Origin of the sequence: Empedobacter sp. UBA5924 (assembly GCF_002431085.1) — a bacterium.
Lineage (GTDB): Bacteria > Bacteroidota > Bacteroidia > Flavobacteriales > Weeksellaceae > Empedobacter > Empedobacter falsenii_B.
This window is the reverse complement of sequence record NZ_DJDM01000036.1, coordinates 103,343-120,039: the sequence shown is the minus strand read 5'-3', so window position 1 is coordinate 120,039 and position 16,697 is coordinate 103,343. Positions and strand designations below refer to the sequence as shown.

Annotated in this window: 12 protein-coding genes; 5 read left to right on the top strand and 7 right to left on the bottom strand. The window is 32.2% G+C overall.

All coding sequences use genetic code 11. From position 1 onward, the window contains the following. The first annotated feature begins 235 nt into the window (after positions 1-235). A complete protein-coding gene (locus tag B3792_RS10710) occupies positions 236-862 on the top strand; it encodes a hypothetical protein (RefSeq protein WP_221857190.1) in 627 nt (208 codons plus the stop codon). A 48-nt stretch (positions 863-910) separates the two neighbouring features. Here B3792_RS10710 and B3792_RS10705 read toward each other — a convergent pair whose 3' ends face one another. From B3792_RS10705 to B3792_RS10685, 5 genes are all read right to left on the bottom strand, one after another. Continuing rightward, positions 911-2,566 carry an IS1182 family transposase gene (locus B3792_RS10705; RefSeq protein ID WP_291069568.1) on the bottom strand — a complete coding sequence of 552 codons (1,656 nt, stop codon included), beginning with the start codon at positions 2,564-2,566 and terminating at the stop codon, positions 911-913. Positions 2,567-2,752: 186 nt separating this feature from the next. After that, a complete protein-coding gene (locus B3792_RS10700) occupies positions 2,753-5,929 on the bottom strand; it encodes an efflux RND transporter permease subunit (RefSeq protein WP_219034226.1) in 3,177 nt (1,058 codons plus the stop codon). Between the two features lie 13 nt (positions 5,930-5,942). Then, a complete protein-coding gene (locus tag B3792_RS10695; RefSeq protein ID WP_221856169.1) occupies positions 5,943-7,013 on the bottom strand; it encodes an efflux RND transporter periplasmic adaptor subunit in 1,071 nt (356 codons plus the stop codon). Positions 7,014-7,025: 12 nt separating this feature from the next. After that, positions 7,026-8,339: a TolC family protein gene (locus tag B3792_RS10690; RefSeq protein ID WP_291065301.1), complete on the bottom strand. Its 1,314-nt coding sequence runs from the start codon at positions 8,337-8,339 to the stop codon at positions 7,026-7,028. Between the two features lie 7 nt (positions 8,340-8,346). After that, positions 8,347-8,937: a TetR/AcrR family transcriptional regulator gene (locus B3792_RS10685; RefSeq protein WP_291067717.1), complete on the bottom strand. Its 591-nt coding sequence runs from the start codon at positions 8,935-8,937 to the stop codon at positions 8,347-8,349. 143 nt (positions 8,938-9,080) lie between these two features. Between B3792_RS10685 and B3792_RS10680 the strand changes: the two genes are divergently transcribed. The 4 genes from B3792_RS10680 to dinB all read left to right on the top strand — a co-directional run bounded on the left by B3792_RS10680 (position 9,081) and on the right by dinB (position 14,330). Then, positions 9,081-10,058, top strand: coding sequence for a YpdA family putative bacillithiol disulfide reductase (locus tag B3792_RS10680; protein ID WP_180904757.1), 978 nt, complete (start codon positions 9,081-9,083; stop codon positions 10,056-10,058). A 39-nt stretch (positions 10,059-10,097) separates the two neighbouring features. Beyond that, a complete protein-coding gene (locus tag B3792_RS10675; RefSeq protein WP_125350536.1) occupies positions 10,098-10,802 on the top strand; it encodes a class I SAM-dependent methyltransferase in 705 nt (234 codons plus the stop codon). A 162-nt stretch (positions 10,803-10,964) separates the two neighbouring features. After that, positions 10,965-13,232: a cation:proton antiporter gene (locus tag B3792_RS10670; RefSeq protein ID WP_291047071.1), complete on the top strand. Its 2,268-nt coding sequence runs from the start codon at positions 10,965-10,967 to the stop codon at positions 13,230-13,232. An 18-nt stretch (positions 13,233-13,250) separates the two neighbouring features. After that, the gene (gene dinB, locus B3792_RS10665; RefSeq protein ID WP_286496366.1) at positions 13,251-14,330 is read left to right on the top strand and encodes a DNA polymerase IV; all 1,080 of its coding nucleotides are present in this window, start codon (positions 13,251-13,253) and stop codon (positions 14,328-14,330) included. Positions 14,331-14,755: 425 nt separating this feature from the next. Here the strand turns inward: dinB and B3792_RS10660 are convergent, their stop codons facing one another. After that, positions 14,756-15,568, bottom strand: a complete 813-nt coding sequence (locus tag B3792_RS10660; RefSeq protein WP_115001055.1) for a purine-nucleoside phosphorylase — start codon at positions 15,566-15,568, stop codon at positions 14,756-14,758. Further along, the gene (gene lpxK / locus B3792_RS10655) at positions 15,552-16,592 is read right to left on the bottom strand and encodes a tetraacyldisaccharide 4'-kinase (protein ID WP_291069566.1); all 1,041 of its coding nucleotides are present in this window, start codon (positions 16,590-16,592) and stop codon (positions 15,552-15,554) included. The genes B3792_RS10660 and lpxK overlap by 17 nt, the downstream gene beginning before the upstream one ends. Positions 16,593-16,697 lie beyond the last annotated feature (105 nt).

Here is a 16,697-nt window from a genome sequence, read left to right as displayed (position 1 = left end):
GCTACTGGAGGTTTAGTTCAATATAGTATTTGCGAAAAACGGGCTGAAAGTAAACTTTCATCCCTTCTTTTTCCGTTCGCAAAATTGCTTTTCAGAAAACTTTTATATAATTTAGTTTCAGCTAAGCAATTTGCTTGAACGGACGAACTTGAACTTTCGTTCAATTTCTCTCCCGTTCTTCGCAAATACTCGGCTCGTTAGCCGTCAGTTTAAAAACCGAACAACAAAACGAAATATGAATTATAATTGGGACAATATTAATTGGATTTTTAAACCTGATGGTTCATTAAGAGATATTTATATTCAAGAAACGTCGTTGAGTGATTGGGATAAAGTAATTGATATATTAAACTCTGAGTATGATTTAAACTATTCTTCAAAAAATAAAATTGACAAAAAGGAAGTTTTTGAATATTTACAAGACGAGACTGGAGAAATAGAATGTAAAACTGTTTCGATAAACATTAAAAATGTAAAAATAAATTGTCACTTTTTTTTAATTGAGCAAATTGAGTTTGACATTGAACCGAGTGAAGTCAAATCAAAATTGGAATTTGATAATATTTTATCATTTATGACAACATTAAGTTCAAAGCTGAAAAAACAAATCACATTGACAGGAGAAAATGAAGTGAACTTTCCGCTCATTAAAATCAATGTGTACGAAAACATTTTTAAAATAATAACCGAAAAAGAAATTAACGACTATTATCAGAAAAATAATTCCAAAATAAAAAGTTTAATCAGTTCGATAAAATTTGGTTTCCTAATGAGATTTTTTCCAAAACTTGTTGAAAAAAAACTGTTGAAAAGTGCAACTGAGCCAATAAAAGCAACGAAATTGAATGAAAATATATGGTAAATAAAAAACCGAACGGCTAACAAGGGTAACTGTTGCACAACTCCTATTTTAAATAAAAATACGATATATTGGACCTCGTTTAAGCCTTTTTAAGCGAGGTTTATTTTTAGAAAAATATATTAATGTAAAATTAGGTTTGCTTAAAAACTCTCTTTTTAAGGAGTGAAGGAGTGATTTTGTAGAAGCGTAGTTCTTCCCTTGTTTTAAATAAATAACTTGGGCTAAAACACTTGATTTTTTGACTGTAAAGCGTAGATATTTCTTCAAGTTGTAAGATAAACTTGACATCAAAACGTGTTTATTGGCTTGTGCCATTCCTCTGCTGTTGATTCGTTTTAAGTTAAAGAAGTTAATCAACGTTCCTAAAACTGGTTCTACTGTAGAACTTCGACGTTTAACTAACCTGCGATGATAGGCTTTGTTTTGGGTGAGTTTTTCGTGCATTTTATCGTAAAGTGGTTTATGAATACTTTCTTCCAGCTTTTTAAACTTGGTTACCTTTCCACAACACTCGGCTCTTAAGATGCATTTACCGCAGTCATGTTCAGAGCTTCTATAACTTTTCTTTTCGTAACCTTTACTATCAATTAAAGTTCGTTTAAATGGTAAAAAAGCTTTATTTCCGCCTTCTTTAATACATTCGTATCGATTCTCTTTCTTATTAAAAATAAAACCTTCTCGCTCGGGTTTATATTGTCCAAAGTTGGGAATCCAAGCGTCTAAATTATGATCTTCACAATATTGTAAACTAGCACCGCTACTGTAACCAGCATCAGCTAAAACTTCACCTATTTGTATATCGTTTTGTTTAAAATTTGATAAAGTTTGATCCATGATTTCAGAAAAGATTGTACTGTCTTTGCTACCTGCGGTACTGGCACAAGCACCTGTAATCACGTGATGTTTATCGTCAACAGCTAATTGTCCAGCATAGTTCAGTTGGCGTGGTTTACCTGGTTTGGTCGAGATTTTCGCATCAGGATCTGTTGGGCTATAATGGGTATGATTACTTAAAAACTTTGGACGAATATCTTCACCATCTTCATTTTTTTGAAGCGTTTTCACATGTCCCGGCATTCCTTTAAACGCTTCCTTTTTCCAATTATGATGTTGTTCTACCAACTTCTTTCGAGTTGATGTTACAGTTCGACTAGGCTCACTGCATGATTTGAATTCTGAATTTTCTTCCAACTCATTCACAAAAGCAAAAGCATCGTTTAGAACCTCTTTTTCAACCAGAGAATCCATACTTGCGTTTGCTTTGATAAAGGCAGAGTCTACCGCCTGACGTTTCCCTGAAACCATGCCTTTATTCACACACAGTTTTAAAACCAACTGAAACAATTGCAAGAAAACTTCTTGGCCAAATAACGCGCGCGTTCGGCTTATGGTTGAATGCCAAGGCAATTGTTCGTTCAGATCATAACCTAAAAACAAGCGAACATCCAAGCAATTGCTACAATAGCGAATCAATGCTCTGTCGCTATTGATATTATTCAAATAACCCACTAACAATATTTTAAAAAACACCACAGGATCTATACTTTCTTGACCTTGAGTACCGTAATATTTTTGGGTGGATTTGTACAGAAAATGTAAATCTAATTCTTGATTAACGCGTCGATAAAAGTTATCAAACGGTACTAACCGATCTAAACTTAATTCATAAAAAAGTTGTGGAATAAATTCTTTTCGTCCTTGCATACAACAAAATACGAAAAATTAGTCTATTTTAGAGTTCTGCAACAAGCACATCGCATTAACAAAATAACGAGTTTCAACTAAATAAAAATCCTTGTCAAGGTTTAGAACTTTGACAAGGATTTTTTTATGTATCAATTAAAATAATAAAAACTGAACGGGTTTGATTAAATATCTAAAAACGAAAGATTACTCTTCCCATTCTTCTTTTATTTGTCGCGCTTCATAATCTGCAACCATTTCTGCTTCATAATCTACTTTTTCTCCTTTTGAGAATCGACGAATTGCACTATCGAATAATGAATAAACCACAGGAACAATAATTAAGGTTAGGAATAATGAGGAAACTAATCCACCGATAATAACCCATGCCAAACCGTTGTTCATCTCTGCTCCTGCTCCTTCTGCCAAAGCAATCGGAATCATACCAAAAACCATGGCGATAGTTGTCATCAAAATTGGACGAAGACGTGCATGATTGGCTTGTACCAAAGCATTGTGTGTTGTTTCTCCTGCTTCTTTTCTATGGTTTGTAAAATCGACTAATAAAATGGCATTTTTGCACACCAAACCAATCAACATAATCATTCCGAGAATCGTGAAGATATTCAACGAATTATTAGTTAAAGCTAAAACCACAAAGACTCCAATTAATGATAATGGAATAGAAAACAAAACCACGAAAGGATAAATAAACGAATCATACAAAGCAACCATCACCAAATAAACTAAAATAATTGCTGCTAATAATGCGTAACCTAATGTACCAAAACCTTCGGATTGATTTTCTTCATCTCCACCCCAAACATACGATACACCGGTTGGTTTTTTACTATCAATTTTTTGTAAACTATTTTTGAAATCAGTCACAATATCACCCGTTGTACGACCAACAGATTGCGCTTGCACAGTTACAGAAGGTGTTTTATCACGACGCTCTAAGAAACTTGGTCCAGAACTTTGTGTAACCGTTGCAAATTGATCCAAACGAATTTGTTGTCCTTTATCATTCATAAATATCAAACTACGAACATCATCGATATTCGAACGATTAAAATCATTGTACTGAATATTAATATCATATTCGTATTCACCCGCTCTAAATTTACCATCTGTATTTCCAGAGAAAGCAGTTTGCATCGTCAAACCAACTGTTTGTAAATTCAATCCTAAAGCAGCCATTTTATCACGGTCAACTTGCACATTAATTTCAGGATTTCCGGCTTCTGTCGTTAATTTCACTTCCGAAGAACCCTTAATTTGCTCTAATTCGTGTTTTGCTAATTCAGCAAATTTCATGGCGCTTTCTAAATTTGGACCTGTCACAACCAACGCTATTGGCGCTTGTTCCGCTCCAATTAAACCAACTGGAACAGTTTTAACCTTAGCACCAACTAATTCTTTTTCTAAATCGCGTTTTACTTTTGCCGCATAAATAAATGAATTGTCTTCACGCTCTGATTTATCATTTAAAATAACGTCTATTTCTGCTTTATAAGCTGTTGCTTGTGCTGCTCCAAATCCTTCAGAACTTTGACCAACAGTTGTAATCATATCAACAACTTCTTTTTTACCACGTAAAAATTTTTCTGCTTTTTGCGTCATAAAATTTGATTCCTCTATTGTTGCATCTTTTGGTAACTCTATTTGAACTAAGAATTCACCTTTATCTGTTTTAGGGAAGAATTCACCACCAATATATTTTCCTCCCATTAAAACTCCAATAACTGCAAATAAAACGATAAATACCCCAATAAAAACTCCAATTCTACGAACGGTAGATTTTAAACACCATTCTAACATATCAGAAATGAAGTGGGTAAATTTCATTAATTGTTTTTCGAACCAAAGAATAAATTTCTCAAAAATATTTTTCCCTGTGATATGTTCTAATTTCCCGAAACGAGAAGACAACCAAGGAACAATTGTAAATGACGACAATAAGGATAGTAAGGTTGCGATAACGACTGTCACACAAAACTGTGCAATAATATTCGCCACCAAACCTGTACTCATTGCAATTGGTAAGAATACCACGACAATTACCAACGTAATAGCTGTTACTGTAAATCCAATTTCTTTTGCCCCATCGTATGATGCTCTAATTTTCGATTTTCCCATCTCCATGTGACGGTAAATATTCTCTAAAACAACGATAGCATCATCCACTAAAATCCCTACAACAAGCGATAAACCAAGTAACGACATCAAGTTTAAGGTATACCCCATTAAGTACATTCCGATAAAAGTCGCAATTAACGATGCTGGAATAGAAACCATTACAATAAAAGCATTACGAATACTATGTAAAAATAAAAGCATTACAATTGCAACTAAAACAACTGCTAAAACTAAATCGAAAATAACGTGATCTGCCGCAGCCAATGTAAAATCAGACGTATCATTTACAATCTGAATTTTAAGTCCTTCTTTCTTATAATCTGTTTCAACTTTTTTGATGGTTTCTTTCATCAATTCAGAAACTGCAACCGCATTTGCATCTGATTGTTTTACAACCTGAACAATAATCGCTGAACTCTGATTAACACGTGCAATTTTTTCTACTTCTTTTTGAGAATCTTGCACAAAAGCAACTTCCGATAAACGAACTTGAATTCCATTATTCGAAGAAATTACCAAATTATTTAATTCATCAACTGATTTATATTTTCCAGAAAGACGAATAATTGTAGAGTTTTCACGTGTTTTTACACTTCCTGTTGGGAAATCTAAATTCGAAGTTAAGATTGCTTGCTGAACTTGAGGCACAGATAATCCATAACCTTTCAATTTCACAGGATCTAAACTTACCTGAATTTCACGTTCTTGTCCTCCAATCAAATTTACTTGCGCAACACCTGTCACACGCGATAAAACTGGTTCTATTTTTTTATCTAACAAATCATACAAATCTTTTTCTGTCAACTTATCAGACGTTACACCAGCTGTAATAATTGGTAAATCACTTAACGAGAATTTCGTCAAAGAAGGCGGATCTACATCATCAGGTAAATCTTTCTCAATGGCATTAATCTTACGTTGCGCATCATTCAACGCTAAATCTGCATTTGCATCAGAATTCAACGTCACCATTACAACTGATAAACTTTCATAAGATTTCGATTCTACTTTCTTTACATTTTCTAAGGCTGCAACCGCATCCTCTATCTTTTTGGTTACAGAATTTTCAACTTCGTTTGGAGAAGCTCCAGGATAAACCGTTGAAATCGTAACAACATTCGTTTCAAATTTTGGGATTAATTCGTATCCCATTTGCGTATAACTAAACAATCCTCCTAATGTTAAAATCGTGAATAACACGATAATCATTGTGGGACGTTTAATTGATATTTCTGCTATTTTCATGGAAAAACTACTCTTATTTTACAACTTTCACTTTCGTTCCATCTTTCAGATTAATCTGACCACTTGTCACGATTTCAGCTCCATCTTTAATTCCACTAATAATTTCAACTTCAGTTCCAACCGTTTTCCCAATCACAACTTTCGTTAATTTCGCTGTATTATTTTCAACCACGAAAACTTGTCCAGAACTAATTCCGTTAACAAAAGCATTCGCTGGAACAACCAATACATTTTTCCCTGCATTTACATCATCTTTTGTCGAGAAAACTGCCGTTCCGTACATACCAGCTTTTAAACCAGAATTATTCGAAACTTGAATTTCTACTGGAAAGTTTAATGAAGCATCTGCTTTAGGCGCAATAAAAGAAATTTTTCCTGCAAATTCTTGATCAGGAAAAACACTCGCCAATACTTTGATTGTTTGTCCCACTTTCAAATTCACAACTTCAGCTTCTGTTACTGTAACTTGTAATTTTAGTTTTGACACATTAACAATATCAAACATTTGCGAACCCGGTGCTACTACAGATCCTGGCTCTATGTAACGCTTGTTAATCACACCAGAAATAGTTGCTTTTACATTGGTATCACGAACACGTAAATTTTGTGCAGAAACCGCTGCTCTTGCATTTTTTAATTGCAAACGCGAATTATCCAATTGTTGCTTTGTTACTCCTCCAGTTTTGTACGCATTTTCGTAACGTTGATTATCTATAATCGCATTTTGAAGATTATTTTGTGCTTGAGTTACATCAACCTCAATTGCATCTTTTTTGATTGTTGCCAATGTTTGACCAACAGAAACATAACTACCTTCATCTACCAATACACGAACAATTCTTCCTGAAATTTCTGAAGGAAAACTCATTTCCTGAAATGGCGCAAATGTACCGTTTGACGTATAATCTGTATTTAAGCTTTCGTATTTTGCTTTAATTGTATTTACCACAACCTCATCGTTATTAGCATTTACAATCGCAACTTCCTTTTCTTGCTTCGCTTTGTTATTTTTGATTATGTAAACTGCTCCACCAATCAAGCCAGCAGCAATTAATATATAAAGTAAAGTTTTTACTGATTTCATAAATCGGTTCTATTATTGAATTAATGTTTTTAAGTCTCCTTTTGCTTTGATTAATGCTATTTCTGCAATTTTATATTCTAATAAAGCATTTGAGTAATTATTTCGAGCGTCTGTCAACGCATTTTCTGCGTCTAAAATTTCTGTCAAATTAGCTAAGCCTTGTTGATAATTATTTTGTGTATTTGCTAAAACTTTCTCCGCCAAACTCACGTTTTCTTCTTGAATATCGACACTTTTTAACGCATTTTCTATTTGCGCTTTCGCATTATGATATTCTAAACTCAACCCAAGTTTTGTATCATTCATTTGCTCTTCGATGTCCAACAAATCAATTTCAGCTTGATTAATTTTTGCTTTTGTAGCTCCTCCTGAAAAAATCGGAACTTTAACACTCAAACCTATCGAAGCCAAATCTGACCAGATGTAACTTTTCGACGTAATAAATTTTTCGCCAAAACCTTGCAATCCATAATTTCCAGCTAAACCAACTGTTGGATATAAATTCGCACGCTCGGCTTCTTTAGCAAAATCTAACAATTCTTTTTGTTTTGATAAAACTTTAAATTCTGTTCTATTTTCAACATCTATTTGATCTTCCAACAAAACTAAATTTGGCGCAATAGTTTCTACTGCTAAATTAATTGGTTTCTCAATTGTATAACCCATATAAAATTTCAATGCATTCTTGTTAATTTCTACTGCATTTACCAATTGTTGGCGAGATGAAGATATGTTATTTAATTGTACAACTATTCGGTCTAAATCAATAGGCTTTGCCAATCCATTATCCACTAAACTTTTGATAACATTGCGAACTTTATTCGTGTTTTCGTAACTTTTATCAATTGTTTTTAATTTCTCTTCTTGAATAAAAACTTGATAATACGCATTCGCTACTCGCTCTATAATTTGTTCATCTGTTAAATCCGCATTAATTTGGTAAAATTCACGTGTAGATTTTGCTGCTTTAAGTCCTGTAAAAACACGCTGATCAAAAATATTTTGATTAACCGTAACTCCCAAACTCGAATTCCATGGTTGTCCCATTTTAATGATAGTTGTTTGCCCTCCCATTGTCAGTGCAGTTTCTTGCACAATTGGATTATACTGTAATCCTGCATTTGCACTAACCTGTGGCAAAGCTCCTGCTCTAGCTTCATCAATTTTATATTCTGCTTTTTTGATAGCCAAATTCGCACGTTTAGCATCAGCTTTATTTTCTAATGCAAAATTTACTGCATCTTTAAGTGCAATAATTTCTTGGGCATTAGCAGAACTCATCAACGCTACAATCGCTATAGAAAGTAATTGTTTTAACCTTTTCATTGATATATTAATTATTAAAAAGTGTATTGAGAATAATTTCTTTTCGATCAGAAAGAATACGTTTGAAATCTTCGTCGCTCAATTTCAAATCCAATTGAAGTAGCGGACGAATTGTAAATGGATAATTAACCAATGAAATCATGTTTAACAAAAACTGAAGTGGCTCCATCTTTTTAATCGTTCCTTTTTCCATTTCTTCCTCTAATCTTTCGTAAAAAACATTTACAACTACATCTAAATCATCTTTCATTAACTTAGAACACATTGTATTATTTTTATTCATTTCGGTAACGATGTAAGTTTCCAAATATGGATACTTGATTGATGTTGCAATAGAATCCTCTATAAATTCGCCAATCATTTCTTTGATATCACGATTTCTATCAAAAATAGCACGCGATTTTTCATTACTTACTCGCGTAGCTTCTTCGTAAATAATACTAATTAAATTGTTTCGCGATCTGAAATAATAATTAATCAACGTTCTATTCACTTTCGCTTCATCAGCTATTTCATGCGTTGTTGCATGAAATCTACCTTCACCAAAAAACATTCTTTTCGCTGTTTCTTTGATCAATTCTTCTGTATCGTCTTTCATATCTGTGCGGCTTTTTTATTTTGACAAAATTGTCAAACAAAATTATTAATATATTTCGTTAATCCAAATAGTTAAACATTATTTTTAAAAAAATTGAAGAAAATCATAAAGATTACCGAACTGATTATCCGTAAATTTGCTTGATGAAAGAACAATATGATTTGATAATTGTAGGTGCTGGGCCAATTGGTTTGGCTTGTGCAATAGAAGCGAAAAGAAACAATCTTTCTTATTTAATTATTGAAAAAGGTGCTTTAACAAATAGTTTGTACAACTATCCTTTGTATATGACATTTTTTTCGACTGCCGAACGATTAGAAATTGGAGAAATTCCGTTCAATTGTATTGAGACAAAACCTGGTCGACAAGAGGCGTTAGAATATTATCGAAACATTCATAAATATTTCAAATTCAATCTAAATCTATACGAAGAAGTTGAAACGATTAATAAAGTTGAAACAAATCATTTCGAAGTTAAAACATCAAAAAATAACTATTCAACTAACAATATAGTCCTTGCAACTGGTTTTTATGACATTCCAAACTTAATGAATATTGAAGGTGAAAATTTGCCAAAAGTTCATCATTATTACAAGGAAGCTCACCCTTATTCTTTTCAGAACGTAGTGGTTGTTGGAGCGAATAATTCTTCTGTTGATGCAGCTTTAGAATGTTATCGAAAAGGTGCCAATGTAACAATGGTGATTCGTGGCGAAGGTTTTACGCATCGACTAAAATATTGGGTTCGTCCTGATATCGAAAATCGAATTGCAGAAGGAAGTATCAAAGCTTATTTCAACTCGAATATTACTTCTATTGACGAAAATCAAGTTCATATCAAAACACCAGAAGGTGATATTTCAATTGAAAATGATACCGTTTTAGCTTTAACTGGTTATCATCCAAATTTCAATTTTTTGGAGAACTGTGGAATAACTTTCAGTGATGATGAATTGAAAACGCCAACTTATAATCCCGAAACAATGGAAACAAATGTGGATGGTTTATATTTGGCAGGCGTTGTTTGTGGTGGTATGTTGACAAATATTTGGTTTATTGAAAATTCGCGCGTACATGCACAGCAAATTGTTGAGGCAATTTTAGCAAAAAATAATAAATAAAAGTTTCTGTATTAATCAGAACATAAAAATAAAAATAACATGAAAGACCTTTTCGGACAGGCAATTTTAGATTATCAAACCAATCATTCGCCCGAAGATCTCTATACCGAAACATCAATTTCTGAGTTGGATGTGATGCCAATTGATTATCTTTTTAGAGATTATGATGACATGCCAATTTTGGAGCAAAAAGCATTGGATTTATCAAAAGGAAAAATCTTAGATGTTGGTTGTGGAGCGGGTTCTCATTCACTTTATTTGCAAGAAAAAGGGTTGGATGTTTTAGCAATTGATATTTCTCCGAAAGCGATTGAAGCTTGTTTATTGAGAGGAATCAACAATGCAAAAGTTCAGAATTTCCTTGAAATCAATGAAGCTGAGAAATTTGATACGATTCTATTTTTGATGAACGGAACTGGGATTTTTCAGAATTTAGTTTTAATTAATGTTTTCTTGGATAAAATCAAAAATTTATTAACCGAAAATGGTCAAGTTTTGATTGATGGAACCGACATTATTTATATGTTTGATGAAGACGAAGATGGTGGAAAATGGATTCCAAGTAATGGAAATTACTACGGTGAATTAGATTTTACGGTTCATTATAAAGGCGAACAAGAAGAACCTATTCAATGGTTGTATTTGGATTTTGATACACTAAAAAATGCGTGCGAATATCATCAACTAAAATGTACAAAAATAAAAACCGAAGGAGATTCTTATTTAGCAAAAATTACTTTGTAAAATATCGTTTCGATAATAAAATACAAACTCATTAGTTCATTAGAATTAGTGAGTTTTTTTTTATTCTCAAACAAAATTGATAATGATATAAAGTTAATCAATAGTTGAACAATTAATTATCTTTTAAAAAATTCTTAAATTAGTGGAGATTAAACGCAATTTATGGAAGAACACTTGCCAAAACTCATTACCGATCTTGGATTAATTCTATGTGTAGGCGCTGTGACGACGCTTATTTTCAAACGCATCAACCAACCTCTTGTTTTAGGTTATATTATTGCTGGTTTTTTGGTTGGACCGCATTTCGAATATATTCCGTCCGTTGCAGAAGAACATAATGTGGAGATTTGGGCGAAGATTGGTGTTATATTTTTGCTTTTTAGTCTTGGTCTCGAATTTAGTTTCAAAAAATTACTCAATGTTGGTGGTTCTGCCTCCATCACTGCGATTGTCGAAATCATTTGTATTGTAACCGTTGGTTATTTTGTTGGTCGATTTATGAATTGGTCGACAATGGATAGTATTTTCCTCGGCGGTTTATTAGCAAGTTCCTCTACAACCATTATTATTAGAGCATTTGATGAATTAGGATTGAAACGAAAGAAATTCGCGAATGTCGTTTTCGGAATTTTAATTGTAGAAGATATTGTGGTCATTTTATTAATGGTTATGCTTTCTACTATGGCGGTTAGCCAGCATTTTAACGGAGCAGAAATGATTAATTCTTTCGTTAAATTAGGTTTCTTTTTAGCGGTTTGGTTTATTGGAGGAATTTTTATTATTCCAACTTTTTTACGTTCAATTAAGAACTATTTAGATGATGAAACTTTACTAATTATCTCAATTGGGTTATGTCTTGGAATGGTTTATATCGCGGATAGTGCTGGGTTTTCTATAGAATTAGGTGCATTTGTAATGGGGTCTATTCTAGCTGAAACTGTTTATGCAGAAAAAATCGAACATAATTTTCAATCTGTAAAAAATTTATTTGCTACAATCTTCTTTATTTCTATTGGAATGATGATTGATCCTGTTTCAATGTACGAACACAAATGGGCAATTTTAATTGTAACATTGCTGACGATTTTTGGAAAGTTAATTTTTACCACTTTAGGTGCTATAATTTCAGGACAACCGCTAAAACAGTCCGTACAAGTAGGAATGAGTATGGCACAAATTGGTGAATTTGCTTTCATCGTTGCTGGTTTGGGACTTTCTCTTGGCGTAACAAGCGACTTCTTATTTCCTGTTGCAGTCGGTGTTTCGGCAATTACAACATTTACTACACCTTATTTAATAAAATCATCTGACAAAGTTTATACTTTATTGGAAAAAGTTCTTCCACAAAAATTTATTCAAGGTGTTGAAAATTATTCATCTGATACACAACACATTCAAAACGAAAATAAATGGAATAAAATCATCAAACAAACAGTTTCTACAATTTTTATCAATGGAATAATCATTATCGCAATCACATTGATTATCAAAAGCTACGTTTTATTCTTATTAACCGATTGGTTTACCTATTTTGGCGCAAGTTTGGTTAGCCTTACATTGACATTTGTATTGTGTATTCCATTTATTTGGGCAATTATTGGAAATCGACCAAAAAGAGAAATTATTGGAGAGTTTTGGGATGAATCTAATTATAATCGTGCACCAATTATCGCGATTATTTCTATCCGTTTAACTTTAGTTGTAGTTGCTGTAATTTTTATTTATAATCAATTTTTTTCAAGCACAATTGCCTCAATTGTATTAGTTATTGGATTATTGATTACAATGTATTTTCTTTCAAAATATTTCAATCAATTTTACAATTATATTCAAACAAAATTCATTTATAACTTAAATGAACGTGAAATTTTGACTAAAAAAATTGAAGAGAAAAAGAAACAAGATAAATTTCAATATACTTGGGATAACACGCATATTTCGGATATGATTGTTCCGCAAAATGCCAATTTTATTGGTGTTTTTTTGGGTGAATTGGATTGGCGAACAAAATTTCAGATCAATATTGCCTATATCAAACGTGGCGATCGAATTATTCAGACTCCAAATTCTGAATCAGTTTTATATCCTTTCGATAAAATTGGAATTATTGGAACGGATGAACATATTCAACGATTTGAGAAGTATTTGCAAATTATTGGTGAAACTCCTCCAGAAAATAATGATCTTAAAAATACAGATAATTTTACGTTGGATAAAGTAGTTATTCCGAATGATTTTTGTGTTTTGGAGCATAAATCGATTGGCTGGGTAAAAGATACGGCAAAAGGAATTGTGGTTTCGATAGAGCGCGATGGAAAAATGATTCACAATCCTGATCGAAATGTACCAATTGAATTGGGCGATTATTTGACAATTGTTGCCGATAAGAAAAACTTAAAAAACTTTATTCAAGAGTATCATTTAAAATAAAGCGAGTAATTTTGCAAGATGCAGCGTAAGATTATTCACATCGATATGGACGCTTTTTATGCTTCTGTTGAACAACGAGATTTCCCCGAATTAAGAGGGAAATGCATTGCTGTTGGCGGAAATGAAGAACGTGGTGTGATTGCTACCGCTAGTTACGAAGCTAGAAAATATGGCGTCGGCTCTGCAATGTCTTCTGTTGTTGCAAAACGCAAATGTCCACATTTGATATTTGTAAAACCTCGATTTCAAGTTTATAAAGAAGTTTCGAATCAAATTCGTGAAATATTTCTTGAATATACTGATTTGGTTGAACCTTTATCTTTGGATGAAGCTTTTTTGGATGTAACAATTAACCATAAAGACATCGAAATCGCCACAGATATTGCAAACGAAATCAAACAAAAAATAAAGGAACGAACAGATTTGACTGCTTCTGCAGGTGTTTCTTTCAATAAATTTTTAGCTAAAATTGCTTCGGATTATAACAAACCTGATGGACTTTATGTGATTACGCCTAAAATGTCTGAAAATTTTATTGATCAATTACCAATCAAAAAATTTCATGGAATTGGAAAAGTAACTGCCGAACGTATGCAAATGATGGGCATTCATACAGGTTTGGACTTGAAAAACCTAGAATTAGAAAAACTGTTACGGGAATTCGGGAAATCAGGTAAATACTATTACAATATTGTTAGAGGATTAGATTTTAGAGAGGTCAACCCTACTCGATTGCGAAAATCATCTGGTTCAGAAACAACTTTTAGCAAAGATTTAGAAACATTAGAAGAAATGCAAATTGCTTTATTTCCACTAATAGAAGATGTTTGGAACTTTTCTTTAAAAACATCAATTTATGGAAGAACAATTACTGTAAAAATAAAACACAATGATTTTTCGGTTACTACAAAAAGTAAATCAGCATCATTTCCAGTTAAAAATAGAGAACTTTTTGATCTTATTTGTTATGATTTATTAAGTGAAGGTTACTCCTTAGAAAAACCAGTTCGACTATTAGGTGTTGCTATCTCTAATTTATCCAATAATCAAAAAAAATTCGGAACTCAACTAGAAATTCCATTTAGAGAAACTATATAAAATCTTCAATATAATTTATCTTTAATAAGATATGACAAAATCAACTTTTACCATTGTTTATCAAACAAAAGTATGTTCTAATAAATTAATAAAATATGGTAAAACGAGGAACGGCAAACAACGTTATAAACGAGCTAATTATAAATTGTAATATTTTTTAAGTAAAAAAAACTAATATTTTAGATTTTTAAAAACATTATTATAACTTAAATCATATCCTAATTTTTGTATATTAGCATTAGAGTTATCGGAAATAGATTGAAATACTAAGCAATAAGAACCGTTACAAAATAATTACTACTCTTTTTCAACAATATTTATAAAATTTTGATTTTCAATAAATAGTAGCTTTTATAAATACTTTAAAATAAAAAAAAAACCAACTTTTCAGTTGGCTTATTAATTTATCTAAGTAATATCAAAAATTAACAATTCTCGATTACGCTTTTTACCACGCGAATTACATTTGGCATTGCTGTATTCGCTGCATTTAATACATCTTCGTGCGAAACATCGAATGAAATTTCTGGTCCACCTAAATCTGTAATAATAGATAAACAAAAAACGCGCATATCCATGTGACGAGCAACAATAACTTCAGGAACTGTACTCATACCAACACAATCTCCTCCAATAAAACGAACCAATCCGTATTCAGATGGCGTTTCGAAAGTTGGTCCTTGTAATCCTACATAAACTCCTTGATGAACCAGGATATCATTTGCTTTTGCAAATTCTGCAGCTTCATTCAACATTTCTCTGTCATATGCTTTAGACATATCCACAAAACGAGGTCCTAATTCGTCAATATTTTTTCCGCGTAAAGGATGTTCTGGCATCATATTAATATGATCTTTTACCAATAAAATATCTCCAACTTGGAAATTTGGATTAACACCTCCAGAAGCATTCGATAAAACAACTTTCTTAATTCCTAATCCGTTAAATACACGCATTGGGAACGTTACTTCTTCCATCGAATATCCTTCATAATAATGGAAACGACCAGCCATCATCAAAACTTTTTTACCTAAAATAGTTCCGTATACTAAATGACCTTTGTGCCCTTCTACTGTTACTTGAGGAAAGTTTGGTATATCTTTGTAGCTAATAACAACTTTATTTTCTACTTCATCTTCTAATTTTCCTAATCCAGACCCTAACACAATTACAAATTCTGGTTGATCTGGCAATAAATTATTGATGTACTTTACAGCCTCATTAATTCTGTCCAACATACTCTAAAATAGTTTGATTAAATTTTTCTTTATCGTTAATATCGATACTAATCGGAATGTAGTATAAATCGTCCTTTATCATGGATTCTTCCATCAAACGCATATAATCTTTCTCTGTTGTCATGATAATTTTATCAAAACGCTTTCTACCTTCCGTATCTTCGTATCGTTTGTAAATATACTCAATTTCTGATTGACTAAAATTATGATGATCTGGATATTCTAAATGCAAGACATTTGCAAAGTTTTCTTCCGCAAATTTTACCAAACCATCTGTTTTAGCAATTCCTGTAACTAAAATAACATTCAGATTTTTCCAAGTCGATTTCTCAACATTATCCAATTTCCCAATCAATTTGTTATCATAAACAATTTTCGAAAAAAATAATTGCTGATGAGATTTTAAGTTAATCTTTTTCGAAATTTCTTTGTGTTTTTCTTCCGAAATTCTGTCTGGACATTTCGTTACAATAATAATATCTGCACGACGAACTCCACTTCTACTCTCTCTCAAATCACCTGCTGGCAATAAAAAATCTTTGTAATATGGATTATTGTAATCGGTCAACAAAATATTGAAACCAGCTTTTATTCCTCGATGTTGATATGCATCATCCAACAAAATTGCTTCTGCATTATAATGGTCAATTAATTTTTGTGCACCAAAAGCTCTGTCTTCGCAAACAGCAATCAATATTCTATTCTTGAAACGTTGAAAAAACTGCATTGGTTCGTCTCCTATATCATAAACTTTGGATGAATAATTTGCAATCAAAAAACCTTTTGTTTTTCGTCCATATCCTCTACTCAATGTTGCAATTAATTTTTCGTCTTTCAACAAATCAATTAAATACATAATATGAGGTGACTTTCCCGTTCCACCAACGGACAGGTTTCCAACATTAACAATTGGAATTTTGAAGGATGAAGAACGCATCATTCCTATATTGTAAAACAGATTTCGAACCGAAGTTCCAATCCAATATAAACCAGAAAATGGAAGTAAAAATCTACGCCAATTCATTTTTATTTTTAATATTAAGCGAAAATACTATTTTCAATTTTAATTCTAAAAAAAGAAACACTTCATTTCTTTATTCAGCGAAAAAAAACCTATTCTATCGGAACA

Excerpts from the sequence above, each read along its gene's own strand:
- B3792_RS10710 (WP_221857190.1), top strand. The coding sequence starts at position 236 with ATGAATTATAATTGGGACAATATTAATTGGATTTTTAAACCTGATGGT.
- B3792_RS10705 (WP_291069568.1), bottom strand. The coding sequence starts at position 2,566 with ATGCAAGGACGAAAAGAATTTATTCCACAACTTTTTTATGAATTAAGT.
- B3792_RS10700 (WP_219034226.1), bottom strand. The coding sequence starts at position 5,929 with ATGAAAATAGCAGAAATATCAATTAAACGTCCCACAATGATTATCGTG.
- B3792_RS10695 (WP_221856169.1), bottom strand. The coding sequence starts at position 7,013 with ATGAAATCAGTAAAAACTTTACTTTATATATTAATTGCTGCTGGCTTG.
- B3792_RS10690 (WP_291065301.1), bottom strand. The coding sequence starts at position 8,339 with ATGAAAAGGTTAAAACAATTACTTTCTATAGCGATTGTAGCGTTGATG.
- B3792_RS10685 (WP_291067717.1), bottom strand. The coding sequence starts at position 8,937 with ATGAAAGACGATACAGAAGAATTGATCAAAGAAACAGCGAAAAGAATG.
- B3792_RS10680 (WP_180904757.1), top strand. The coding sequence starts at position 9,081 with ATGAAAGAACAATATGATTTGATAATTGTAGGTGCTGGGCCAATTGGT.
- B3792_RS10675 (WP_125350536.1), top strand. The coding sequence starts at position 10,098 with ATGAAAGACCTTTTCGGACAGGCAATTTTAGATTATCAAACCAATCAT.
- B3792_RS10670 (WP_291047071.1), top strand. The coding sequence starts at position 10,965 with ATGGAAGAACACTTGCCAAAACTCATTACCGATCTTGGATTAATTCTA.
- dinB (WP_286496366.1), top strand. The coding sequence starts at position 13,251 with ATGCAGCGTAAGATTATTCACATCGATATGGACGCTTTTTATGCTTCT.
- B3792_RS10660 (WP_115001055.1), bottom strand. The coding sequence starts at position 15,568 with ATGTTGGACAGAATTAATGAGGCTGTAAAGTACATCAATAATTTATTG.
- lpxK (WP_291069566.1), bottom strand. The coding sequence starts at position 16,592 with ATGAATTGGCGTAGATTTTTACTTCCATTTTCTGGTTTATATTGGATT.